We start from the raw sequence: 23,010 nt of genomic DNA, 5'->3' as shown, positions 1-23,010 counted from the left end.
CATCTCTTCCCATGCCCACGATTGACCAGACCATGGCCCAGTACAGCGAGCTGTTCATCCTGCTCGGCGCGATGGCCTTCACCGTCGCCTTTATCGCCTTTTGCTGGGACCTCGTTAAGTCCAGCAAGACCATCAAGGCGGTAGAAGACCGGCTGGCAGCCGGGCCCGCCGCGGCCGACCAGGGCGTGTTGGTCGGCGCCGCCGGTGCGGCGTCCGGGGCTGCGGGCGCGAGGGCCGCCGGCGCAGGAAGCGCAGGCGCCGGCGTCGAAATGGCCGCCGACTCGATGAACTACGGCAAGGAACGGCGTGCCGCCGCCCGGGTCGGCGTGGCCCTGAGCGTGCTGGCTACCGTCATCCTGGCCGCCGGCGTGGTGGCCCGGGGAGTGGCCGCCCACCGCGTGCCGTGGGGCAACATGTACGAGTTCTGCACAACGGGTGCGCTGATGGTGGCGGTGGTTTACCTGATTGTGCTGACCCGCAAGGACCTGCGCTTCCTCGGGTCGTTCGTGATCGGCCTTGTGGTCATCATGCTCATCGCCGCGTCGGTCGGCTTCCCGACGCCGGTGGCCCACCTCGTGCCCGCCCTGCAGAGCTACTGGCTGATCATCCACGTCTCGGTCGCCGTGCTGGCCTCGGCGCTGTTCACGTTGACTTTCGCCATGTCCGTGCTGCAGCTCGTGCAGGCGAAACGCGAGGCCCGCGGCCGCGCCGGCAAGGCGGACAAGCTGGCGTTCATGCGGCTGGCTCCCTCGGCGCTGACGCTGGAGAATGCCGCCTACCGGCTCAACGCCGTGGGCTTCGTATTCTGGACCTTCACGCTCGTGCTCGGGGCAATCTGGGCGGAGCAGGCCTGGGGCCGCTACTGGGGTTGGGACACCAAGGAAGTGTGGACCTTCGTCATCTGGGTGGTGTACGCCGGTTACCTGCACGCCCGCGCCACCCGCGGCTGGACCGGTACCCGAGCCGCCTGGCTGTCCATCGTCGGTTACCTGTGCGTGGTCTTCAATTTCACGATCGTCAACGTCTTCTTCGCCGGCCTGCACAGCTACGCGGGGGTCTAGAGGACAGGTCGGCAGGATTGACCGAGCCGAAGTTCCTGGCAGCCTGGGCCCATAGGTCGGGTCCGAAACTCTTCGAGCCTTCGCCTCGGTGAAATTTACTGTCCGACGGCAGAAAACGGTGCCGTGGTGTGTCAGGACTTGCCGCTGCGGCTGCCAAGTGACTCGGCCGCCGCAGAGACGAGTCTCTTCCATGCAATACTGCTGACACCCGCGGGCCGGGCAGTGTGAAGGATGCGGCTGATAGCGGCCGGACCGGTGACGGTCCGTCCGTCCTCCAGGACATAGGTGCGCTGGTGATGCTGGACGAGTGTGAGAGCCGTGGCAATCTGGTCGACTGTGAGGCCCAGTGACTGGAAGTCCTCCGATCTGTAAACACAGATATCCATTGCAGGACCTGCGCCGAAGCGGCGACGCCAAATCCGCTCCACCTCCTGGTGCCAGGTCGGCTCTAGCTCCACCTCGGTTGCGGCGTTTTGGATCCACCGCATCACCGCGGAACAGTCGCTGATCGCCAGCCCTACGCGCTGTACAGAATCCGCCGTGGCAAGCGCCCCGGCGACGCCCGCGGCTGCGATGTCGAGTGCCTCGATGACGTGGGCAGGATTCAGATAGCGGCTCTCGTAAGGAAAGGCACCCAGCTCCCATTGACACACCGTCGCCCGGCCGTCGAGGTCTTCCGGGGCCGGGTCCCGTGGGTCGGCGATGTAGAGCCAGTGGTCGACCTCGGCGCCGAACAGGCCGTCCAGGACGGACATCAGTTCCCCCTGCTGATGGTCCATCACGTAGACCAGAACATGCGTTTCACATTGTGCATGCGACCGGGTGGCCCCGATCAGTTCCACCACCTGTGCGACGTCGAGCCCCAGCTCCTCTGCCAGACGCGCCACGATGTGGACTGACGGGACAGGCGGGCGCCCGGTGCTGGGATTACGACCAAGCTCGATGGCGGTCAGATAGGCCGGCGAGACACCGACTCTGGCGGCCAAGGCACGTATGGAGAGCGCAAGCGTAGTGCGCCTGTCACGTATTTGGCCGCCGAAAGACCTTAGATCCCTCAAAGTTGTTGCGTCCATCGTGAGCCCAGTCTAGCCGTTCGTGTTTAGTGAACTAAGCATTTCCGTCATCCTCTCCGGCGCGCTGGAACAGAATTGCCCAAAACGTTGACAAGCGCTGTCGAGTAGTGCTGACTGTACTAAACACTGATCAGTTCGCTAACGATGGAGTTGCGAAAGTGCCAAAAGCCACCGAGGGGATAACGAAGCCGGCAGACAGCGGACATGGCCGCCGCATGCCTCGTGCTACCGGGGTACCCGCTTCGACCGCGTGGTACGCAGCGGGCATCGTGCGCTTCCTGATGACGTTGTCCCTACTTCCGTGCCCTTTCCCGCGTAGGAATTTGGACAGGGTGCGCCCAACGCACCTTCCGGCGACCCGCCACCGTCTGTACTGTTTGCTTGCCAGGCGGGCTGACACGAACGAGGCCTTACCGCGCGGGGCCCGGATATTCCCCTCACCAGCCAGATAGCTGCGGCCGATTCGCGGCTACACAACAAGGAAGTCCAGGAGGACCAGATATGTCTGATCGCAATGTGGCGCTTCGAGACGTTGTCCGTTCGCTCGCCGAGCCAGGATGGAACTACGGACACGGCCGCTCCCCGTTTTATCACTTCGATGTCGCCGAAGGCGCCTCTTACTGCATCTACAACCGCCGCATGATGGCGGTGTCAGTAGCTACGTCTACTCGTGAAGAGGGATATTGGGCCCTGCGTCGGGGCGTTGTCCGACTTGACACTGGCGAACTGCCCACGGAGATCTCCGGCCCCGACGCTGCAAAGTTGTTGGATCGCATCTTTACGCGCAAGGTCTCTAAGATCAAGCCCGGCCGCTGCACCTACGGTGTCGCCTGCTGGCCCGACGGAGGCATCTTGGTCGACGGGATCCTGATCCGGCTTGCCGAAGACCGCTTTTGGTATGTGCAGGCGGACGGGGATTTCGTCGGTTGGTTGCGCGCGCACGCTCTCAACCTGAATGTTGAAATCAGCGACCCGCAATCTTGGGTCCATCAGATCCAAGGACCCAAGGCGTTGGACCTGCTGGCAAAGGCGTGCGACGACGGCGCCCCCGAATCCTTCCGCTATTTTGACGCCCGCAACGTGAGCATGGGCGGCCAGCAGGTGCTCATCACGCGGACTGGCTGGACCGGCGAACTCGGCTTCGAGATCTACACGACCCGGGACCTGGACACCGATGCACTCTGGAACCACATTTCCTCCGTGGGCGAGGCTTTTGGGCTCATGAACATCGGGCTGGACCCCATGGACACGCGCCGTATCGAAGCGGGCATCCTCAATAATCTCTCAGACATGGACGCCACAATGACTCCGTTCGAGGCCGGGCTCGGTGACTTCGTTGACCTCAAGCGGGAGGACGACTTCTTTGGAAAAGCCGCGCTTCAGTCTGCCGACAGGCGGACCCGCATTTTTGGCATTGTCTGCGAGGCAGAACCGATGACGGGCGCTGCTGTAATTCGGGACGGTGCAGAAATCGGCCGAATAACGGCGGCTTCTTGGAGCCCCGCCCTGAACTCGGGTATCGGTTACGTTCGCCTGCACAGCGCCGACCAGGTCGAGCCCCGCGCCGGCACGGTGACCGGGTTCGACCTGCAGTCTCATCCCTGCCAGATAGTCGATTTGCCGTACTACGACCCCGAAAAGAAGATATCCCGCGGCTTGGAAGAAGCCTCCGTCTAGGTGACCGGAGTCGCTGTTCCCCGACGGTGCTGCACGTGCCGCCGGGGGACGTCCCGTCTCCTCCAGCGGCATCGTGCCTACGGTTTGAACGAAGGAGTTTTGCTCCATGTCAATCTCACATTCCGGCATCGACTATCTGCGAGTGAGACACCGCCAGCGGCAGCGGCGGTGGGGTTTTTCTTGGGCCCTCTGGTGTGCGGTCCTCTGGGGAGCCTGGTACGTGCCCGGCTCGGCCATCTTCTTCGAGGAGCCGATGTCCGCCCTTACCGGCAGCAGCAAAGACATGATCCTGGCCGCCCTGGTGGTCAGCATGCTCAATGCCCTCGTCGTGTTGGCTGCTATGTTCGTATGGCTCGGCTCGCTGGGCAAGGTGCGCGAATACGCCGTTACCCTTCGCCAACCGCGGATCAGCAGTTGGTATGTGCCGGCCGGCTGCTGCGGGCTTATGGCAATCGTGGGCATCTATTTGGCCATCACGTTTGTTGGCTCGGCCTTCGGGGCGGTGGCGGGGCTGCTGTTTCCGCTGGCCGGGACCACCATCGCCCGGCTCTGGTACAAGGAGAAAATCAGCCTTCAGGCCGCGGTTGGCATCGTGGTGATGGTCCTCGGAGCCGCCGTCGTTTTCACGCCTGGGCTCTGGGAACAGCTGACCAACCAGGGCGACCAGGCCTGGCTGGGGTACATCGGCGGGCTAATGACCATCGTAGGTTTCGGCGCAGAAGGGGCCATCGCCGGGCGCGCGCTGGACGTCAGCGACCCTGATGTGGGTTCCACCCTGAGGTTCACGGCAGAAGTCGGAGTATGGCTGCTAGTGGTCTTCCCCATCATGATCATCTTTTGGGGCCCGCAGGCCCTGGCCACGTTCGGGGCGGCTCTAGCCAATCCGGCGGTATGGGTCCTGCTGGCCCCATTAGGGTTGACCTACGGCTTTTGCTACCTGGCTTGGTACAAATCCTTTCCACTGATCGGGGTTGGCCGGGGCCAAGCTATCGCCACCCTCTCAGGCCCAATAGCTATCGTCTGGCTGTGGACGTTCTCCACCGCCGTCATCGGTTGGCACTTCATCCTGGGCTGCCTGATTGCGGTGACGGGAAGCTTTATCCTGTTCGCGGAACATCGGAACGGGCAGGAGACCCTTCGGGACGCGCCCGCGACCGGAACTGAGCTCGGCACGTCGACGGAGACCAGGGCATGAAAAGACTCCATATGAAAGGCATTGTGCTCAGCGAGCTGGCGGCCCAAGGGGCGAAGTGGGACTACGAGCTCGCCGACAAAGTGATGGACGAGCTCGAAGTCCAGGGACCGTATTGGTTTGGAACCGTGCGTCTGATGCTTACCGACCTGTCCGCCGGAGGCCTGATCGCTGAAGTCGGGTCCGACGTGGACCCGGAAAAGTTTTATGGAGTGGAAAAAATGCTCTTGAAGTTTGTACTCACTGGTTTCGGCCGGGAACGCATGGCCCAAGCCGGCTTGGCGAGAGGCAGGAAGAAATGATGGACCCCGATTTTTGGCGCACTGAACTGCTCGGCTGGATCGGGCTCGTCCTGTGCATAGTGACACCACTTATCGCGCTGTACCTCGCGCGAGTCTTCGTCAGGAAACTCTAGGGGGCGCCTGCTTCAGGCACATTGCACGGAAGGCCCGCAGCCCCATCGGGGCGGCGGGCCTTCTTCGGGTCCGGGAACCTGCGGAGCCGGACGCCGGCGTTAGGTCACGGTCCGTTTAGCGGGGACCGTTCTCCGGGTCGTCTTCGCTCAACTGGCGGTCGTCATGGGCCGCGGGCTTGTCCTCGCTGCCGTGCTTGGGGTCCTCGCGCTTCTTGAGTTCCTGTTCCTTCCGGTTCAGTTCCTCTGCACGCTGTTTGGCGCAGCGCTGCGCATCAAGCGTGCGCAGGAAGGCAATGTCGTCGTCCGGGGCGGTCGGGCGGGGCGCCTGCTGCGGTTGCCGGCCGCCCGCACGGGGGCGGCCCCACACGAACCACATCAGGGCTCCGATCAGGGGCACCAGGATGATCGTGAGGATCCATCCCGGTTTTGAGATGCTGCGCACCTCATGCGGCCGCGACCGGATGCACTCGATGAGGGCATAGATCACCACTGCGAGGGCCAGTACCGCGAGCAGGACATAGAGACGGACCATGAATCAATTGTAGGTGAGCGTTAAGCTGCGGGCTGATGAATCTTGGGACCGGCCGGTCGATCTCGCGGGCAGCGTAAACTTGAGGCGTGGCTTTTTGGAAATTCAGCGCCCTGCGTCTCGGCATCATGGCCGTCATCTTCGTCATCTGCCTGTTCTTGAGGCTGGGTGTTGTCTACTCGGCCATCGCCGCCGCGATCATGGGTTGGTGCATCACGTACCTGTTCTTCCGCAAGATGCGGGACGAAGCGGGGGCGGCACTGGCGCGCCGTTTCTCCAGCGGCGTCAAGGCACCGAGGACCTCCACGGAAATTTCGGACGCGCTGGCCGAGGACGCGGCCGTCGATGAGCACGGCGAACTGAGCGTGGATTCCTCCCGCAAGCCCCGCGACGCGGAGCAGAAGCCGCACGGCACCCGGCCCGGGGACCAGGGCTGACCCAGCCTCAGGCCGGGCGGGCCCGCGGCGCCGCCCGGCAACCGGCTACATCAGCCGGCTCAGCACCACGCCCAGCGCGAAGGCGGTGGCGAACCCGAGGTTGATCAGCCCGGTCTGCTTGAGTACCGGGATGAGGCTCTCGCGCTTCTTGCCCTTGAGCATCAGCCAGCTCGGCGTCAGGCACGCCGGCACCAGCAGCAGCACCAGCAGGATCCACGGGAAGTCGTAGACCATGATGAGCGGCAGCAGGAGGGCCGCCGCGAGCATCATGACGTAGCTGACGCGCGCCGCCTCGTCGCCCATCCGGACGGCCAGCGTCAGTTTGCCCACCTCGCGGTCCGTGGGGATGTCGCGGACGTTGTTGGCCATCAGCAGTGCCGTGGCGATCAGGCCGGTCCCCACCGCGCCGAGGAAGGACGGCCAGCTGACCTGCAGGGCCTGGGTGTAGGTGGTCCCCATGGTGGCCACAATGCCGAAGAACAGGAACACGTACACTTCGCCCAGCCCCCGGTAGCCGTAGGGGTTGTTGCCGCCGGTGTATCCCCAGGCGGCAATCACGCAGCCCACGCCCACCAGCAGCAGCGGCCAGGTCTGCGACAGGATGATCAGCGCGAGCCCCGCCACCATGGCCAGCCCAAAGCTGGCGAACGCGGCGGCCTTCACCGCTTTCGGTTTGGCCAGCCCGGACCCGGTCAACCGCAGCGGGCCCACCCGCACGTCATCGGTGCCGCGGACGCCGTCCGAATAGTCGTTCGCATAATTTACGCCCACCTGGAACAGGACCGCGATGAGCGCGGCGAGGAGGGCATGCAGCGGCCGGAAGGAACCCAAATCGTAGGCGGCCGCGCTGCCGACGATCACCGGAGCGACCGCCATCGGAAGGGTGCGGGGCCGTGCCCCTTCGAGCCATTGCCCGGCTGTAGCCACTGTGCAAAATCCTTACCTGTGGGGGTTTCGTGCATCGTTGGCTGCGGGCAGCCGCAGCACCGGTCTATTCTCGCCCATGGAAGTGGAAGGGCCGTGCAGCCGGCGGCGCAGGAGTGCCGGATGTCATACGGACGGCGGTTTCCCGCCGCGGGGCGCGCCGTTGTGCCCGGCGGCATCCGCCGCCGAACGGAGCAGGATGTCGGCCACGGCCAGCCGGTCCGGCTTGCCGTTGGGCAGCAGCGGGAGCGCTTCCAGGCGCACCACGTGGCGCGGGACGGCGGGCCCGCCCAGCGCCTCGTGGACCCGGGCCCTGATGTCCTCCTCCGCGGCGGAGCCCACGACGGCGGCGCACACCTTGGTGCCCCACTCGGGATCGTTGATGCCCGCCACCAGCGCGGCCTGGACATCCGGCAGTCCTTCAATCACCTCGGCGACGGCCGCCGCGGACACCTTGACGCCGCCGGTGATCAGCACGTCGTCCGCGCGCCCGATCACGGTGAGCGCACCGGCGTCGTCCATCTCCCCGAGGTCCTCGGTGCGGAACCAGCGCGTGCCGCCGGACGCGCTGAAGTGGGCGGCCGTGAGCTGCGGGTTGTCCAGGTAACCGCCGGCAACCACGTCGCCGCCGATCAAAACCCGGCCGCGTTCCAGCCGAAGGGTGACCCCTTGGAGCGGCACGCCGTCGTACACGCAGCCGCCGCAGGTCTCGCTCATGCCGTACGTGCGCACAATCTTCAGCGAATGTTTGGCGGCCTCCGACCGCAGCGCCTCCGGCATCCGGGCGCCGCCCAGCAGGATGGCATCGAACCGGCGCAGCGCCTTGAGCGTTTCCGGCTCCGCGGCGGTGAGCAGCCGGTGCAGCTGGGTGGGCACCAGCGAGGTGATCCGGAACCGGTCGGTCAGGGCGGCTGCCGCGTCGGTGAACGCGCGGGCCGTGAACCCGCCGGACAGATCCATGGCCCAGGGCCGGGTGCCGGCGTAGAGCGAGCGGACCAGTACCTGCAGGCCGGCGACGTAGTTCGGCGCGAGCGTCAGCAGCCACTGCCCCTCGCCGCCCAGCCGCAAGGCCGTGCCCATCGACGACGCGGCCAGCGCGTCGATCCCGAGCATGGTGGCCTTGGGCGTGCCGGTGGAGCCCGAGGTCCGGACGACGGCGGCGGTCCCGGGAACCAGCCCGGGCGAGGCCACCGGCAATGGGGTGCCGTCCGGTGCGAGTTCGACGGCGGGGCCCTCACCGCCCAGCGCCGCGGTCAGTGCTGACAGCGCCGGCTGGATGTCCATGCCGCCCGCCCTAGAAGTAGTACGGGAAAGACGACCAGTCCGGGTCGCGCTTGGCCAGGAAGGCTTCCTTGCCTTCGACCGCCTCGTCCGTCATGTACGCCAGGCGGGTGGCTTCACCGGCGAATACCTGCTGGCCGGCCAGGCCGTCGTCGGCCAGGTTAAACGCGAACTTCAACATCCGGATGGCCTGCGGGGACTGCCGGGCGATGTCCGCCGCGTATTCCAGCGCCACCTCCTCGAGCCGCTCGTGGTCCACGGCCTCGTTGACGGCGCCCATCCGGACCATGTCCTCGGCGGAGTACTCACGCGCCAGGAAGAAGATCTCGCGGGCGGCCTTCTGGCCGATCTGCCGGGCCAGCAGCGCCGAGCCGTAACCGGCGTCGAAGCTGCCGACGGTGGCATCGGTCTGCTTGAACTTGCCGTGCTGCCGGGAGGCGATGGTCAGGTCGGACACCACGTGCAGGGAGTGTCCGCCGCCCGCGGCCCAGCCATTGACGACGGCGATGACCACCTTGGGCATGGTGCGCATCAACCGCTGGACTTCCAGAATGTGCAGCCGGCCGGCGCGGGCCGGGTCGATGAATTCCGCCGACTCGCCGGCCGCGTTCTCCACCGGATACCGGTAGCCGTCGCGGCCGCGGATGCGCTGGTCGCCGCCGGAGCAGAACGAGTGGCCGCCGTCCTTGGGCGAGGGGCCGTTGCCGGTCAGGAGCACGGTGGCCACGTCCGGCGTCATCCTGGCGTGGTCCATGGCGCGGTAAAGCTCGTCCACGGTGCCGGGTCGGAAGGCATTGCGCACTTCCGGCCGGTTGAAGGCGATGCGCACCGCCGGCAGGTCGCGGACCACGTTGCCGCTGACGTCGCGCTCCACCTGGCGGTGGTAGGTCATGTCCTGGAAGTCGAAGCCTTCCACCACGCGCCAGCGCGTCGGGTCGAAGAGGTCGGATACCTTCTCCGGCAGGGCAGGCTGCGCCGGGGCGCCGGTGCTGCCGGCGGAGGTGTTGGCGGTACTGGCTGGGGCGGGGCTCTCGGAAGTCACCCTTCGAGTTTATCGTTGCCCTCCCGCGGGCTGGGCCGGGAGCACCCCCTCCACTAAGCTGTTCGGGACTACCGACTCCTTCCGAAAGAGCGACTGTGGGCCATCACCTTGAACTAGTCCGGCACGTCAACGCACCGGTCGACGCCGTGTGGCGCGTGATCACTGATATTCCCGGGTCCGCCCGGACCCTGAGTTCCGTCACGCGCGTCGAGATCCTGACGCCCGGCGAGTACGCCGAAGGCTTCCGTTGGCGCGAAACCCGCAAGATGATGGGCAAGGAGGCCACCGAGGAGATGTGGGTGGCGGAGGTCAACGCGCCGGCTGCGACGACGGTCAAGGCGACATCGAACGGCGCCGACTACACCACGAGGTTTACGCTCACGCCAGCGGACGGCGGCACCCGGCTGGCCATGTTCTTCGGGGCCGAGCTGGAGAATCCCGGAAAGCTCTCCAGGCTGATGATGGCGCTCTTCGGAAAGCTGGGACTGCGCATGGCGCGCAAGCAGATGGCCAAAGACCTGGAAGAGATTGCCGCCAAGGCCAAGGCCAAGGCCGAGGGCCGGGACGAAACCGCCCGTTGAGCCGGACGGGTTCCGCCGGAGGCGCTGCCTGCAATCGTCCACGTCATGGTAGTTGACCCGCCCCCGGCCGCGTGGGATTCTTTTTAGAACGGTCGGTCGGTAATTTCAGTCGTCTGCGGCAGCCGAAGCGACCGCTCATCGTCATCGTTGAACGATCAAGCGCGAGGGGTTATTTCTATGGCTGAGGCATTCCTGATTGGCGGGGCGCGGACCCCGGTTGGCCGCTACGGAGGGGCACTGTCGGCAGTCCGTCCCGACGACCTGGCGGCGCTGGTCGTCAAGGAAGCCGTGGTCCGGGCAGGCATCGATCCGGATGCCGTCGAGGAGGTCATCCTCGGCAACGCCAACGGGGCGGGCGAGGAAAACCGCAACGTGGCCCGCATGGCCTGGCTGCTGGCCGGCTATGGCGACCACGTTCCCGGCATCACCGTTAACCGGCTGTGTGCCTCCGGCCTGAGCGCCATCATCCAGGCGTCGCACATGATTAAGGCGGGCGCAGCGGACATCGTCATCGCGGGCGGCGTGGAATCCATGAGCCGCGCGCCATGGGTGCAGGAGAAACCGGCAAAGGCCTTCGCCAAGCCGGGCGAAATCTTCGACACCTCCATCGGCTGGCGGTTCGTGAACCAGCGTTTCGCCAAGGGCGACCTCAGCCGCGGCGGCAAGATGACCTACTCCATGCCGGAGACCGCCGAGGAAGTCGCCGATGTCTACGGCATCTCCCGCGAGGACGCCGACGCGTTCGCCGTGCAGTCCCACGAGCGCGCGATCGCGGCCATCGAGGCCGGCCGGCTCAAGGACGAAATCGTTCCGGTGACGATCAAGGGGCGGAAGGGCGACACCGTCGTCGACACCGACGAGGGGCCCCGCCCCGGCACCACCCTCGAGGTCCTGGCCGGGCTCCGCTCCATCATCAAGCCCGACGGCGTGGTCACCGCGGGCAACTCCAGTTCACTCAACGACGGCGCCTCGGCCATCGTCATCGCCTCCGAGGCCGCCATCAACAAGTTCGGCCTCACCCCGCGCGCCCGCATCGTCGACGGCGCGTCGGCCGGCGTCGCACCGGAGATCATGGGCATCGGGCCGGTGCCGGCCACGCAAAAGGTGCTGGACCGTGCCGGCTGGAGCGTCGACGACCTCGGCGCCGTGGAGCTCAACGAAGCCTTCGCCACCCAGTCGCTCGCGGTGCTGCGGGACCTGAAGCTGGACCAGTCAATCGTGAACAACGACGGCGGTGCCATCGCCTTGGGGCACCCGCTCGGTTCCAGCGGATCCCGCCTGGTGGTGACCCTGCTGGGCCGGATGGAGCGCGAAGGCGCGCAGCGCGGCCTGGCCACCATGTGCGTGGGCGTCGGCCAGGGCACCTCCATGATCGTTGAGCGGGTCTGATGCTCTTCGACGACTACTCCTTCAGCACGCTGAGGCTGGACGAGCGGGAGGACCGCGTCCACCTGGCGTTGAACCGTCCGGAAGTCCGCAACGCCATCGACCAGGCCATGGTCGACGAACTGCATGCCGTGTGCGCCGTGCTGGAACGCGCACCGCGGATCCTGATCCTGTCCGGCACCGAAGTCAACGGCAAGGGGATTTTCGCCTCCGGGGCGGACATCTCCCAGCTGCGCGAGCGCCGCCGCGACGATGCGCTGGCCGGGATCAATTCCACGGTCTTCCACCGCATCGCACAGCTGCCGATGCCGGTCATCGCGGCCCTCGATGGCTTCGCACTGGGCGGGGGAGCGGAGCTGGCCTACGCCGCCGACTTCCGCATCGCCACGCCTTCGGTGAAGATCGGGCAGCCCGAGGTCGGCCTGGGCATCATGGCTGCGGCGGGCGCCACCTGGCGCCTGAAGGAACTGGTGGGAGAGCCGCTGGCCAAGGAGATCCTGTTGGCCGGCCGCATCCTGGACGCCGAAGAAGCGCTGGCGGCCCGCCTCGTCACCGAAATCCACGAGCCGGCCGGGCTCATCGACGCCGCGCATGCGCTGGCGGACCGGATCGGCAAGCAGGATCCGCTGGCCGTGCGCATCACCAAGTCGGTGTTCCATACCCCGCGCGAGGCGCACCCGATGATCGACACCATCGCCCAGGGCATCCTGTTCGAGTCGCAGGCGAAGTTCGACCGGATGCAGGCATTCCTGGACAAAAGCGCCGCCAAGAGCGCAGCCCGCAGTACCGCAAAGCCGGCGGCCGCCGCACGGGGCGGGGACGCCGTCCGAAGCCCCGGCGCCGCAGAGCAGCAAGGAGCAGAGTGAGCGAGATGAATTCCGTGCAGACCATTCCCAACAACGTGGGTGTCCTCGGCGGCGGGCGCATGGGCGCCGGCATCGCCCACGCGTTCCTGACGGCCGGAGCCGACGTCGTCGTGGTGGAGCGCGACGAGGCCGCGGCCGAGGCGGCCCGCGAGCGCGTGACCGGTGCGCTGGCCAAGAGCGTGGAGCGGGGCACGACCACCGAACCCCTGGATGCGCTCAAGTCCCGGCTGTCCGTCTCTGTCGACTACGGTTCGTTCGCCGCGTGCGGGCTGGTCGTGGAAGCGGTGCCGGAGGACTTCGAGCTGAAGGCCACCGCGCTGAAGGCCGTCGAGGCCCAGCTGTCCCCGACGGCATGGCTGGCGACGAACACGTCCTCGCTGTCCATCACCAAGCTGGCCGACCAGTTGCAGCGCCCGGCGAGCTTCTGCGGCCTGCACTTCTTCAACCCGGTTCCGGCCTCGCAGTTGGTCGAAGTGGTACTGGCCCCGAAGACGTCGGAAGAGCTCGCCGCCGCCTCCAAGAGCTGGGTCGAGGCACTGGGGAAGACCGCCGTCGTCGTCAATGACGCGCCGGGGTTCGCCTCCTCGCGGCTGGGGGTGGCCATCGCGCTGGAAGCCATGCGCATGGTGGAAGAGGGCGTGGCATCCGCGGCGGACATCGACGACGCGATGGTGCTGGGGTACAAGCACCCGGTCGGCCCGCTCAAGACCACCGACATTGTGGGGCTGGATGTCCGCCTCGGCATTGCCGAGTACCTCCATTCCACGCTCGGGGATCGATTTGCCCCGCCGCAGATCCTCCGCGACAAGGTGGCCCGCGGCGAGCTCGGCCGCAAGTCCGGCAAGGGTTTCTTCGACTGGGCGGACTAGGCGCCACGCCGGCCGGCCGGTCTGTAGGACATGGCCCCGTTTGAAGGCGGAACCCTGACAGCTGCAGCCCGGCCACGTGCCGGGCTGCAGCCGTTAAGGGGAGCGGCATGTCAATCCGGCGCCCGGCGGCGGTAGGCTGCTGGAATGTCGTCCGAACAGTCCCGCGACGCCGCCGGGCTGCCCGAAGCCGGGCAGGCCGGCCCCGCCCGCTCCGGCACACCGGGGCCAGACGGCGGCCCGCCGGCGGCACGGGAACCCGGTGACTTCGCGGGTGTGCCGGCGCCCGCCGGGGCCGACGCCGGCGCTGTCGCCTGGGAAGGCGCGGTCAACGCCCGCCGGGTGGCGGGGGACATCTTCCGGATGGGCCGCGCGGAATGGCTGACTGCCGCGGGCTGGCAGCAGGCGTACGACGACGGCGTGCGCACCATCGTGGATCTGCGGAACCCGGGCGAGCGCTCGCGCCGCCCGACCGATCCCGTGGTGCCGGACGGGGCGCTGGACAAGTTTATGGTGCTCAACCGGCCGACCGAAGAGCCCGGGCATGCACAGTTCGCCCACAGTGCTCCGTACATGAACCACCCGCGTTACTACCTGGACAACGTGCGGGTCTTCCCGCACCTGATCGCCGAGGTATTCCGCACCTTGGCGCACGCGGAGGGCGCCGTCGTCGTCCATTGCTCCGCGGGGCGGGACCGCACGGGCATGGTCTCCATGATGCTGCTGCAGCTCGCCGGGGTCCCGGCCGAGCGGATCGCCGACGCGCACGAGCTGGGCATCCGCGGCATCAACGACTGGCACCGGATCAGCCCCTATCCGCATCCGGTGGAGCGGTACGTCGGCGGCGAGGAGCTGGAGGCGCGGGTGGCGGACATGCGCGGGTCCCTGCTGCACGTGTTGGCCCAGCTGGAGGTGGAGCCGTTCCTGCTGCGCCATGGCGTGACGCGCGCCGACATCGAGGCGCTCCGTCGCCGGCTCGGGTGAATGCGTAGGCCGCAAAGGGGCTGTGCCTGGTGAGGCTGTCATGTAGGCTAGATACGTTACCGACCGACCGTTCAGTATTTTATGTCCCGCCCCATCTGCGCCAGCACTGGGCCGGGCGAAGAAAGGGCTGTCAACGATGACCTCTACCGCCGTTGATGTCGAAATTGTTCCCAGCTACATCCAGGATGCCTGGTGGACGCCCGCGGGCGATGTTTCCGGCACCGAGGTCCGCGATGCCAGCACCGGCGCCGTGCTCGCGCGGGTCAGTACCGACGGACTGGACCTCGCCGCAGCCGTCGAACACGGCCGCACCGTCGGCCAGGCCTCGCTGGGCCGGCTGACGTTCCACCAGCGCGCGCTCAAGCTCAAAGAGCTGGCCCAGTACCTGAACGCCCGGCGCGAGGGATTGTATGAACTCTCGCACCGCACCGGCGCCACCAAGATCGACAACATGATCGATATCGACGGCGGCATCGGCGTGCTGTTCACCTTCGGCTCCAAGGGCCGGCGCGAACTGCCGAACTCGCAGGTGGTCGTCGACGGGCCCGCGGAGGTGCTCTCCAAGGACGGCTCCTTCATGGGCCAGCACATCTACACCCGGATCCCGGGCGTGGCCGTGCAGATCAACGCCTTCAACTTCCCGGTGTGGGGCATGCTGGAGAAGTTCGCTCCGGCCTTCATCGCCGGCGTGCCGACCATCGTCAAGCCCGCCACCCCCACGGGCTACGTCGCCGCCGAGGCAGTGAAGCTCATCATTGAGTCCGGCATCCTGCCGGCCGGTTCGCTGCAGCTGGTCTCCGGCTCCGCCCGCGACCTGCTGGACCACCTGGACTACCGCGACGCGGTCGCCTTCACCGGCTCCGCCTCGACCGCCAACCTGCTGAAGTCCCACCCGAACGTGGCCCGGGGCGGCATCCGGTTCACCGCCGAGGCGGACTCGCTCAACGCCGCGATCCTCGGGCCCGACGCGGTGCCGGGCACCCCGGAGTTCGACGCGTACATCAAGTCGCTGGTCACCGAAATGACGGCCAAGGCGGGCCAGAAGTGCACCTCGATCCGCCGCGCCATCGTCCCCAAGGACCGCATGCAGGACGTCGCCGACGCCGTGCGCGCCCGGATCGAGCAGCGCGTGGTCGTCGGCGATCCGCGGGCCGAGGGCGTCACCATGGGTGCGCTGGCCTCGGTGGAACAGCTTGAGGACGTCCGCGCCGCCGTCCAGGCCATGGTCGACGCCGGCGGCGAGCTTGCCTACGGAACGCTCGATTCGCCGCAGGTCACCCGCGCCGACGGAACCGTGGGCGACTCCGAGGGCGCCTTCATGTCGCCGGTGCTGCTGACCTGGGCAGACGCCGAAGCCGATGCCGTGCATTCGCTGGAAGCCTTCGGCCCGGTCTCCTCCGTAATCGGCTACGAGGATCTGGACGACGCCGTGCGGCTGGCCGCCAAGGGCGCGGGATCGCTGGTCGCCACGGTCGCCACCAACGACCCCGACGCCGCCCGCGTGCTGGTGACCGGGATCGCCGCCCACCACGGCCGGGTGCTGGTGCTCAACCGCGAAGACGCCAGGACCTCCACCGGCCACGGTTCCCCGGTGCCGCACCTGGTCCACGGCGGACCGGGCCGCGCCGGCGGCGGCGAGGAGCTGGGCGGGATCCGCTCCGTCCTGCACCACATGCAGCGCACCGCCATCCAGGGTTCGCCGAACATGCTCACGGCCGTGACCGGCGTGTGGCATACCGGCGCCGACCAGCATTTCGACGACGTCCACCCGTTCCGCAAGAACCTGGCCACGCTGCGGATCGGCGACGCCGTGCGCTCGGAACTGCGCCAGGTCACGCTGGAGGACATCACCGCGTTCGCCAACGAAACCGGCGACACCTTCTACGCCCACACCAACCAGGAGGCCGCCGCCGCCAACCCGTTCTTCCCCGGCATCGTGGCGCACGGCTACCTGTTGCTCGCCTGGGGTGCCGGGCTGTTCGTGGAGCCGGCACCGGGACCGGTACTGGCCAACTACGGCCTGGAGAACCTGCGCTTTATCACTCCGGTGGCTGTCGGCGACTCGATCCGGGTGACCCTCACCGCCAAGCGCATCACGCCGCGCGAGACGGACGGCTACGGCGAGGTCGCCTGGGATGCGGTGCTGACCAACCAGAACGACGAGATCGTCGCGACCTACGACGTGCTCACACTGGTGGAGAAGTAGCCGGAGCCCCTCCTCCTGCCGTGTCCCCGGCGGCCCGGGCCCCGGGGACCGGCAGGAACACCACCGTGTGCCAGCGCCAGAAGGCGAACAGCACCAGCAGCACGGTGGCGCCGTACAGCAGTTGGGGCGTCGGCTGACTGGGAAATACCAGTGAGGTGGCCAGCTGCACCACGGCAAAGGCCAGCCACAGCCACCAAGCCTCATAGATCCGGTGCGCCAAACCCAAGTGCACCACCGTCATCACCGCGGCATAGAACGCCTGGAGCAGGAGGACGGTCAGCAGGCCGCCCTCCAGCGGAAAGCCCGCCTGGATGTCGCTGGCCGCGAAGACCACCGTGGCGGCGATGAGGACCAGCACGGCCACCGCCCAGTTTCGCCCCGTTGCCCGGTGCACCCACGCGCCCGGGCCGGCCGGTGCAAGGGGCGAGGCTGCGGCCCGCCAGCGCCACGCGCCGTAGCAGGGCAGCAGCAGCGCCACGCCTATCGAGGCATCGACGAAGAACGCGCCGCCGCCGCCGAAAGCCGGCGTGAGGAGCAGCAGGAAGACCAAAGCCTCCTGGACCAGCAGCACAGGCCACGCCCAGCGGGAGTGGAGCCCGAACAGGAACACGGTCAGCAGGCCCACCGATGCCTGCAGGTAGCCCACGGAAACCAGCGCGCCGGCAGGACCGTCCAGCACCTTCAAGGCCATAATCCAGTCCATGCCGCCGACCTCCGTTGTGCTGGTTACGCGGCCCGTCCCGCAGCGCCGGGACCGGGTGCGGCCGGACGTCCCGGCCGCACCGACGCCAGCCGGTGTTTGCTCCGGACCGGCCGCCGCAGGGCCGCCTGCCACCCCAGGTAACCGAAGATTTGGAGGCCCGCCGCGATTGCCCCGTACAGGGAGACCCAGACCGGCGCGTCCTGGATGGCGGAGAGGAACATGGTGGACAGCGAGAGCGCAACGCCCAGCCACCACGACTGCAGGATGCCGTGGGCGAAGCCCAGGTACATGACGGCCGGAAGTGCGGCCAGCAGGGCGTTGAACAGGTACAGGGGTCCGATCTCGGCAACCGGGGTGACGCCGGCGAACCCGTTGAGCAGGAACAGCAGCAGCAGCAGCCCCGCGCCGATTCCCCACTCACGGCCTTGGGCCGAGCGGAGCGGGACACGGATGCCTTCCCGCCGGTACTGGGTCCACTTCCACAGGCCGTAGAGGGCCGCGGCCAGCACAAACACGGTGCTGGTGTTCAACCGGCCGTAGGGGATCCCGGTGGCCAGCAGCACGGCGGTTGCGGCCACCGGCAGCAACCAGGCCCATGGCACCCGGTAGGCGAACAGAACGATGGCGGCGATCGTGAGCGCCATGCTCAGCGCCGAGACCCACCAAAACTCCCCATCCATATCGATCACGTCCCCATAACATCGAATGGCTGAGGTCAGCCTAGCAGGGGAGGACCGTGAATTCAGTAAGTACTTCAGCCCCGTCGGGCGGCTTCAAAGCCGCGGCGGTGCGGGTCCGCGGCGCCGCCGGAGAATCAGGCGAGGACGCGGGCCGCGGCCGGCAAGTGGAGGCCGTCGAACATCATGGCGATCAGGTCGTCGGCGAGCTTCTGCGGGGACAGCGATCCGCCCGGCTTGTACCACTCGACGATGGAGTTGATCGTGCCGAACAGCAGCCGCGCCGTGGTCCTCGGGTCGATGTCCCCGCGCAGGGAGCCCTCGGCACGGGCGGCGTCCACCAGGTCCGCTACCTTGTGGTCGAACGCCCGCCGGCGGTCCAGCGCGTCGCGTTCGATCTCGGTGTTGCCGCGCAGGCGCAGCAGCAGGGTGACGTAGGGCAGTTTGTCGCACAGGACCTGGACGGTGCCGCGGAGCACGAACTCCAGCCGGGCATCCGCCCGGCCGGTGGAAGCCGACGGGTTTTCGAGCACGGCTTCGAGGCTGCCGAGGGCTTCTTCAAGGGCCAGGCGCAACAGGTCGCCCTTGGACGGAACGTGGTGGTAGATGGCGCTCTTGGAGATGCCGAGGTTTTCGGCGAGGATGCCCATGGAGGTGGCCTCGTAACCGTGCTTGTTGAACACGGCGACGGCGACGTTCAGCACCGACTGCTGGTCGTAGCCGGGGCGGCCGCGGCGGGCGGTCTCTTGGGTCCTTGTCTTCGCCATTGTCCTATTCTCCCACGACCGTTAGGTCAGTTACGCGGCGGGCGGTGCCTGCAAACGCCTGCATCCGCCCGCCGTCCCCACATCCGTCAGGCGTTGTCGCGCAGGTCGTAGACGCGGCGCAGCTTGCCGCTGGAGCGCGCGAGGGTGCCGGGGTCGGCGACCACGATTTTGCAGCTGGAACCCACGTGGATCTTGATCTGGCGCTGCAGCTCGCGGGCCGCCTCGGTTGCCTTGGCTGGCGTGCAGTCTTCGCGGCGTTCGATCTTGACGGTCAGCTCGTCCATCCGGTTGGGGCGGCTGATTTCCAGCTGGAAGTGCGGGCTCAGGCCGGGGATGCGCAGGGCGATTTCCTCGATCTGGGTGGGGAAGAGGTTCACGCCGCGCAGGATGATCATGTCGTCCGAGCGCCCGGTGATCCGGCCGATGCGGCGCATGTTCGGCCGCCCGGTGCCGGGCAGCAGCCGGGTGAGGTCGTGCGTGCGGTAGCGGATCACCGGCATGGCTTCCTTGGTCAGCGAGGTGAACACCAGTTCGCCGGCCTCGCCGTCGTCCAGCACCCGGTCGGTGAGCGGATCGATGACTTCCGGCCGGAAGTGGTCCTCCCAGATGGTGGAGCCGTCCTTGAAGTCCACGCACTCGCCGGCGACACCCGGGCCCATGACCTCGGAGAGGCCGTAGATGTCGCACGCGTCGATGTCCAGCTTGCCCTCCAGCTCGTGGCGCATCTCGTCGGTCCACGGCTCGGCGCCCAGCACCGCGACCTTCAGCGACGTCTTGGACGGATCGACGCCGGCGTGCTCCATCGCGTCCACGATGGTCAGCAGGTAGGTGGGCGTGCAGAGGATGGCATCCGGTTCGAAGTCCTGGATCAGCTGGATCTGTTTCTCGGTCTGGCCACCGGACATCGGGATCACCGTGCAGCCGAGCTTTTCCGCACCGTAGTGTGCACCCAGCCCGCCGGTGAACAGGCCGTACCCGTAGGCATTGTGGACCTTCATGCCCTTCTTCACGCCCGAGGCGCGGATGGAACGGGCGAACAGCGTCTCCCAGTTCTGGATGTCGCGACGGGTGTAGCCGACCACAGTGGCCCGGCCGGTCGTGCCCGAGGACGCATGGATCCGGGCCACTTCTTCCTGCGGCACGGCGAACATGCCGAAGGGGTACGACTGGCGCAGGTCTTCCTTGTCCGTGTAGGGGAACTTGGCCAGGTCGGACAGTTCCTTGAGGTCCTCGGGGCGCACGCCGGCGTCGTCGAACTTCTTTTTGTACATCGGCACGCGCTCATAGGCGTAGGCGACCGTATGCTGCAGGCGCTTCAGCTGGAGGGCCTCCAGCTCGTCCCGGCTCATCAGCTCCTCGCGGTCGAGGGTGTCCTCGGCGGCGGGAGTGGTCTTGCGGGCTTTCGTACCGGTGGTGGTCGTCATGGGAACGGTCCTTTGATGCGGGTCGGGCTGTGCTGTCGGTGAAGGCTGGGGCGTCGCTGTCCGAAAGGTGCGGCGCGGTCAGGGCTTTCGCTGGTTGCGTGCGGGATTGGGGACGGTGCGGGAACGGCCGCGGAATTCGAGCAGGACGTCGGCCCCGCCGTTCGGATTCTCCTGGGTGACGGTGATGTCGTACAGGCCGCTGCGGCCGGTCTGGTTGACCAGCCGGGCGGTTGCGGTCAGCAGCCGGCCGGCGAGCCCCGGATTGAGGAAATTGACGTCGACGCCGGAGGCCACCGTGATGGTGCTGCCGTCGCCGTCGGGGTCGTTGCAGGCCAGCGCGAAGGCCACGTCGGCGAACGCGAACACCATGCCGCCCTGCGCCATGCCGAAGCCGTTGAGCATCTCCTCGCGCAGCCGCATCTCGATGACGACGTCGCCAAACTCCGCCTTCACGACCTCCACGCCCATCCAGCGCGCGGCCTGGTCGTTGACGAAGGCCGGGTGCACGGGGCGTTCGCCCTGCTGCAGCTCGTTGCTTTCCGCCGGAGTGTCCCGGGAAGTGTCGACGTCGATGTCCGTCATGGAAGCCCCTTGCTGTTCATTACCGAATGTTCATTAGGTAATCCTGATTTGTGATTCAAGTCAAGGCGGGCCGGGAACGTTGAGCGGCGGCTAAGCCAGCCCGGTGGCACCGATCGCGTCGAGAACGAAGGCGTAATCCCAGGCCCGGTCCTTCCAGGCCTCGTACCGACCGGACGCGCCGCCGTGTCCGGCGTCCATCTCGGTCTTGAGCACGATCGGTGCGGAGCCGGCCGTGGCCTCCCGCAGGGCCGCCACCCACTTGGCGGGCTCCACGTACAGCACCCGCGTGTCGTTGAAACTGGTGACCGCAGCGATCTTCGGGTAGGCGGCCGGCCGGACATTCTCGTAGGGGCTGTACGACTTCATGTAGGCGTAGACCTCGGGGTCCGTGATCGGGTTGCCCCACTCCTCCCACTCCAGCGCCGAAAGCGGCAGGTCCGGGTCCAGGATCGAGGTCAGCGCGTCGACGAAGGGTACCTGCGCCACGATCGCCGCATACTTCTCCGGCGCCAAATTGGCCACGGCGCCCATCAGCAGGCCCCCGGCGGAGCCGCCCATGGCCGCGATCCGCTGCGGATCCGCCCAGCCCGAGGCGGCCAGCCACTCGGTGGCGCTGACAAAGTCCGTGAACGTGTTCTTCTTGCGCAGCTTCTTGCCGTCCTCGTACCAGTGCCGTCCCATCTCGCCGCCGCCGCGGACATGGGCCACCAGGTAGACCACGCCGCGGTCGAGCAGCGACAGCCGCGCCGTGCTGAACGCCGGATCCATGCTGACCTCGTAGCTGCCGTAGGCGTAGGCCAGCGCGGGATTGCTGCCGTCGCGCTGCACCGAGGCCTTGCGGATCACCGAGAGCGGGATCCTCGTGCCGTCCGCCGCGGTCGCCCACTCCCGCTCCGCCACGTAGTCCGCCGCGTCGTAGCCGCCGAGCACCGGCGTTTCCTTGCGCAGGTGCAGCGTGCCGGTGGCCAGCTCGTAGTCGTAGATCCGCGGCGGTGTCAGGAACGAGGTGTAGGCCAGCCGGATCACCGGCGCCTCGTAGTCCGACCCGCCGACGCCGGCGGTGAACAATTCCTCGTCGAACGCCGGCTCCGCCGGGGCGGCCTGCGCGGCCGTCCCCAATCCCGCGAGGGGCAGCACCTGCACGCGTTCAATGGTGTCCTGGCGGATCGACAAAACCACATGGGTGGCGGTGACGCCCGCCCCGTTGACCCGCACCGCGTCGTCGTGCTCCACCACGGTGTCCCAGTGCTGCTCGGCCAGGGGCTTGGAGAACTCCGCGAGGTCGGCCAGCGAGACCATGGAGTTCACCGCGTCCTTGTTGTGGGTCAGCAGCACCTTTTGGGCGCCGTCCAGCAGGAACGGCTCGGCGTCGTAGAGTACCCGCTCGCTGCGCGGGATGAGCGTCTGCAACCCGGCGTCCGGGGTGGAGAAGTCCAGCAGCCGCGTCTCGGAGTATTCGGAGCAGCCGATCCCGATCACCAGGTGCCGGCGGTCGGAGGAGAGCTCGAACCCCATCCACATGGCCGGGTCGTCTTCCTGGTAAATCACGACGTCGGAGGCCGCCGGTGTGCCGATGGTGTGCGCCTTGATCTGGAACGGGCGCCAGGACTCATCGACCACGGTGTAGAACACGCGGCTGCCGTCGGGATCGAACGCCAGCGAGTAAAAGACGTTCTCCACCACGTCGTCCAACAGGTCGCCGGTGTCCAGGTCCTTGATCCTCAGGGTGAAGCGCTCATCGCCGGCGAAGTCGGCGGCGTAGGCGTAGAGGCTGCCGTCTTTGGTCACCGCGGAGCCGCCCAGGGAAAAGAACGGCTTGCCCTCGGCTTCGGCGTTGCCGTCCAGCAGCACCTGCTCGCCAGTCACCGGCCGGCCGGCGTCGACCTGCGGGGGCGTCCAGTCGGCTGCCCGGTCCCCGGTGTCCGCGGCCCGGACCCGGCACTGGATGCCGTACTGCTTGCCCTCTTCCATCCGGCCGTAGTACCACCAGCCGTCCTTGCGGACCGGAACCGACAGGTCCGTTTCCTGGGTCCGGTTCTTGATTTCGTTGAAAATGGCCTCGCGCAACGGCTGCTGGTGCCCGGTCACCGCCGCCGTGTAGGCGTTCTCCGCCTCCAGGTGCGCAACGACCTCCGGGTTCTCCTTGTCCCGCAGCCACTCATAGGGGTCCACGAAGACGTCGCCGTGGTGGGAGCGCTCGACGGGAACCTTGCGGGCGGCCGGCGGTTCCGGCAGTCCTGCGGGGGAGGAGGCGTGGGCGGTTTCGGCGGGGGAGTGCGTCATGCCACCAATATATAGAGCCCTTCCCCTCCGTCGGCCGGGTTCGGCTGAGGGTGG

Annotated in this window: 22 protein-coding genes; 11 read left to right on the top strand and 11 right to left on the bottom strand. The window is 67.4% G+C overall.

Going from position 1 to position 23,010, the window contains the following annotated elements; all coding sequences use genetic code 11:
- Positions 1-11: 11 nt before the first annotated feature.
- On the top strand, positions 12-1,061 hold the full coding sequence (gene ccsB, locus AC5RV3_RS04200) for a c-type cytochrome biogenesis protein CcsB (protein WP_494121058.1): 1,050 nt from the start codon (positions 12-14) through the stop codon (positions 1,059-1,061).
- Between the two features lie 131 nt (positions 1,062-1,192).
- Here the strand turns inward: ccsB and AC5RV3_RS04195 are convergent, their stop codons facing one another.
- Positions 1,193-2,134 (bottom strand): helix-turn-helix domain-containing protein, encoded by a 942-nt coding sequence (locus AC5RV3_RS04195; RefSeq protein ID WP_494121057.1) that lies wholly within the window; start codon positions 2,132-2,134, stop codon positions 1,193-1,195.
- A gap of 501 nt (positions 2,135-2,635) precedes the next feature.
- Between AC5RV3_RS04195 and AC5RV3_RS04190 the strand changes: the two genes are divergently transcribed.
- The 3 genes from AC5RV3_RS04190 to AC5RV3_RS04180 all read left to right on the top strand — a co-directional run bounded on the left by AC5RV3_RS04190 (position 2,636) and on the right by AC5RV3_RS04180 (position 5,305).
- Entirely contained in the window at positions 2,636-3,811 is a 1,176-nt protein-coding gene (locus AC5RV3_RS04190) for an aminomethyl transferase family protein (RefSeq protein ID WP_494121056.1), read from the top strand.
- 106 nt (positions 3,812-3,917) lie between these two features.
- Entirely contained in the window at positions 3,918-5,006 is a 1,089-nt protein-coding gene (locus AC5RV3_RS04185) for a DMT family transporter (protein ID WP_494121055.1), read from the top strand.
- Positions 5,007-5,017: 11 nt separating this feature from the next.
- Positions 5,018-5,305 carry a hypothetical protein gene (locus tag AC5RV3_RS04180; RefSeq protein ID WP_494121054.1) on the top strand — a complete coding sequence of 96 codons (288 nt, stop codon included), beginning with the start codon at positions 5,018-5,020 and terminating at the stop codon, positions 5,303-5,305.
- Positions 5,306-5,533: 228 nt separating this feature from the next.
- Here AC5RV3_RS04180 and AC5RV3_RS04175 read toward each other — a convergent pair whose 3' ends face one another.
- Positions 5,534-5,950 (bottom strand): PLD nuclease N-terminal domain-containing protein, encoded by a 417-nt coding sequence (locus tag AC5RV3_RS04175; RefSeq protein WP_494121053.1) that lies wholly within the window; start codon positions 5,948-5,950, stop codon positions 5,534-5,536.
- A gap of 86 nt (positions 5,951-6,036) precedes the next feature.
- Here AC5RV3_RS04175 and AC5RV3_RS04170 point away from each other — a divergent pair, with 86 nt between their 5' ends.
- Positions 6,037-6,384 carry a DUF4229 domain-containing protein gene (locus AC5RV3_RS04170; protein ID WP_494121052.1) on the top strand — a complete coding sequence of 116 codons (348 nt, stop codon included), beginning with the start codon at positions 6,037-6,039 and terminating at the stop codon, positions 6,382-6,384.
- Between the two features lie 45 nt (positions 6,385-6,429).
- Here the strand turns inward: AC5RV3_RS04170 and AC5RV3_RS04165 are convergent, their stop codons facing one another.
- From AC5RV3_RS04165 to AC5RV3_RS04155, 3 genes are all read right to left on the bottom strand, one after another.
- A complete protein-coding gene (locus tag AC5RV3_RS04165; RefSeq protein ID WP_494112412.1) occupies positions 6,430-7,311 on the bottom strand; it encodes a 1,4-dihydroxy-2-naphthoate polyprenyltransferase in 882 nt (293 codons plus the stop codon).
- 123 nt (positions 7,312-7,434) lie between these two features.
- The gene (locus AC5RV3_RS04160; RefSeq protein ID WP_494121051.1) at positions 7,435-8,592 is read right to left on the bottom strand and encodes an AMP-binding protein; all 1,158 of its coding nucleotides are present in this window, start codon (positions 8,590-8,592) and stop codon (positions 7,435-7,437) included.
- A 10-nt stretch (positions 8,593-8,602) separates the two neighbouring features.
- Positions 8,603-9,553, bottom strand: a complete 951-nt coding sequence (locus tag AC5RV3_RS04155) for a 1,4-dihydroxy-2-naphthoyl-CoA synthase (RefSeq protein ID WP_494112499.1) — start codon at positions 9,551-9,553, stop codon at positions 8,603-8,605.
- A 173-nt stretch (positions 9,554-9,726) separates the two neighbouring features.
- Between AC5RV3_RS04155 and AC5RV3_RS04150 the strand changes: the two genes are divergently transcribed.
- From AC5RV3_RS04150 to paaZ, 6 genes are all read left to right on the top strand, one after another.
- A complete protein-coding gene (locus tag AC5RV3_RS04150) occupies positions 9,727-10,212 on the top strand; it encodes an SRPBCC family protein (RefSeq protein ID WP_494121050.1) in 486 nt (161 codons plus the stop codon).
- Between the two features lie 177 nt (positions 10,213-10,389).
- Entirely contained in the window at positions 10,390-11,601 is a 1,212-nt protein-coding gene (locus AC5RV3_RS04145) for a thiolase family protein (protein ID WP_493989497.1), read from the top strand.
- Positions 11,601-12,464 (top strand): enoyl-CoA hydratase/isomerase family protein, encoded by an 864-nt coding sequence (locus tag AC5RV3_RS04140; protein ID WP_494121049.1) that lies wholly within the window; start codon positions 11,601-11,603, stop codon positions 12,462-12,464. The genes AC5RV3_RS04145 and AC5RV3_RS04140 overlap by 1 nt, the downstream gene beginning before the upstream one ends.
- A 5-nt stretch (positions 12,465-12,469) precedes the next feature.
- Positions 12,470-13,333 carry a 3-hydroxyacyl-CoA dehydrogenase family protein gene (locus tag AC5RV3_RS04135; protein WP_494121493.1) on the top strand — a complete coding sequence of 288 codons (864 nt, stop codon included), beginning with the start codon at positions 12,470-12,472 and terminating at the stop codon, positions 13,331-13,333.
- Positions 13,334-13,477: 144 nt separating this feature from the next.
- Entirely contained in the window at positions 13,478-14,314 is an 837-nt protein-coding gene (locus AC5RV3_RS04130; protein WP_494121048.1) for a tyrosine-protein phosphatase, read from the top strand.
- 136 nt (positions 14,315-14,450) lie between these two features.
- Positions 14,451-16,520 (top strand): phenylacetic acid degradation bifunctional protein PaaZ, encoded by a 2,070-nt coding sequence (gene paaZ, locus AC5RV3_RS04125; RefSeq protein WP_494121047.1) that lies wholly within the window; start codon positions 14,451-14,453, stop codon positions 16,518-16,520.
- On the opposite strand, the gene AC5RV3_RS04120 is transcribed toward paaZ, so the two are convergent.
- The 6 genes from AC5RV3_RS04120 to AC5RV3_RS04095 form a co-directional block, all read right to left on the bottom strand.
- Positions 16,501-17,223, bottom strand: coding sequence for a nicotinamide mononucleotide transporter (locus tag AC5RV3_RS04120; protein ID WP_494121046.1), 723 nt, complete (start codon positions 17,221-17,223; stop codon positions 16,501-16,503). The genes paaZ and AC5RV3_RS04120 overlap by 20 nt on opposite strands.
- A gap of 23 nt (positions 17,224-17,246) precedes the next feature.
- Positions 17,247-17,912 (bottom strand): hypothetical protein, encoded by a 666-nt coding sequence (locus AC5RV3_RS04115; RefSeq protein ID WP_494121045.1) that lies wholly within the window; start codon positions 17,910-17,912, stop codon positions 17,247-17,249.
- 125 nt (positions 17,913-18,037) lie between these two features.
- Positions 18,038-18,667 (bottom strand): TetR/AcrR family transcriptional regulator, encoded by a 630-nt coding sequence (locus AC5RV3_RS04110; protein ID WP_494121044.1) that lies wholly within the window; start codon positions 18,665-18,667, stop codon positions 18,038-18,040.
- An 86-nt stretch (positions 18,668-18,753) separates the two neighbouring features.
- Positions 18,754-20,091 carry a phenylacetate--CoA ligase PaaK gene (gene paaK, locus AC5RV3_RS04105; RefSeq protein ID WP_494121043.1) on the bottom strand — a complete coding sequence of 446 codons (1,338 nt, stop codon included), beginning with the start codon at positions 20,089-20,091 and terminating at the stop codon, positions 18,754-18,756.
- Positions 20,092-20,169: 78 nt separating this feature from the next.
- Entirely contained in the window at positions 20,170-20,673 is a 504-nt protein-coding gene (locus AC5RV3_RS04100) for a hotdog fold thioesterase (protein ID WP_494112423.1), read from the bottom strand.
- Between the two features lie 90 nt (positions 20,674-20,763).
- Positions 20,764-22,956, bottom strand: coding sequence for a S9 family peptidase (locus tag AC5RV3_RS04095; RefSeq protein WP_494121042.1), 2,193 nt, complete (start codon positions 22,954-22,956; stop codon positions 20,764-20,766).
- Positions 22,957-23,010: the final 54 nt, after the last annotated feature.

This window comes from Arthrobacter sp. Y3221114, from assembly GCF_059092625.1.
The sequence above is the reverse complement of the archived record's forward strand: the minus strand, read 5'-3'. Positions and strand labels throughout refer to the sequence as shown.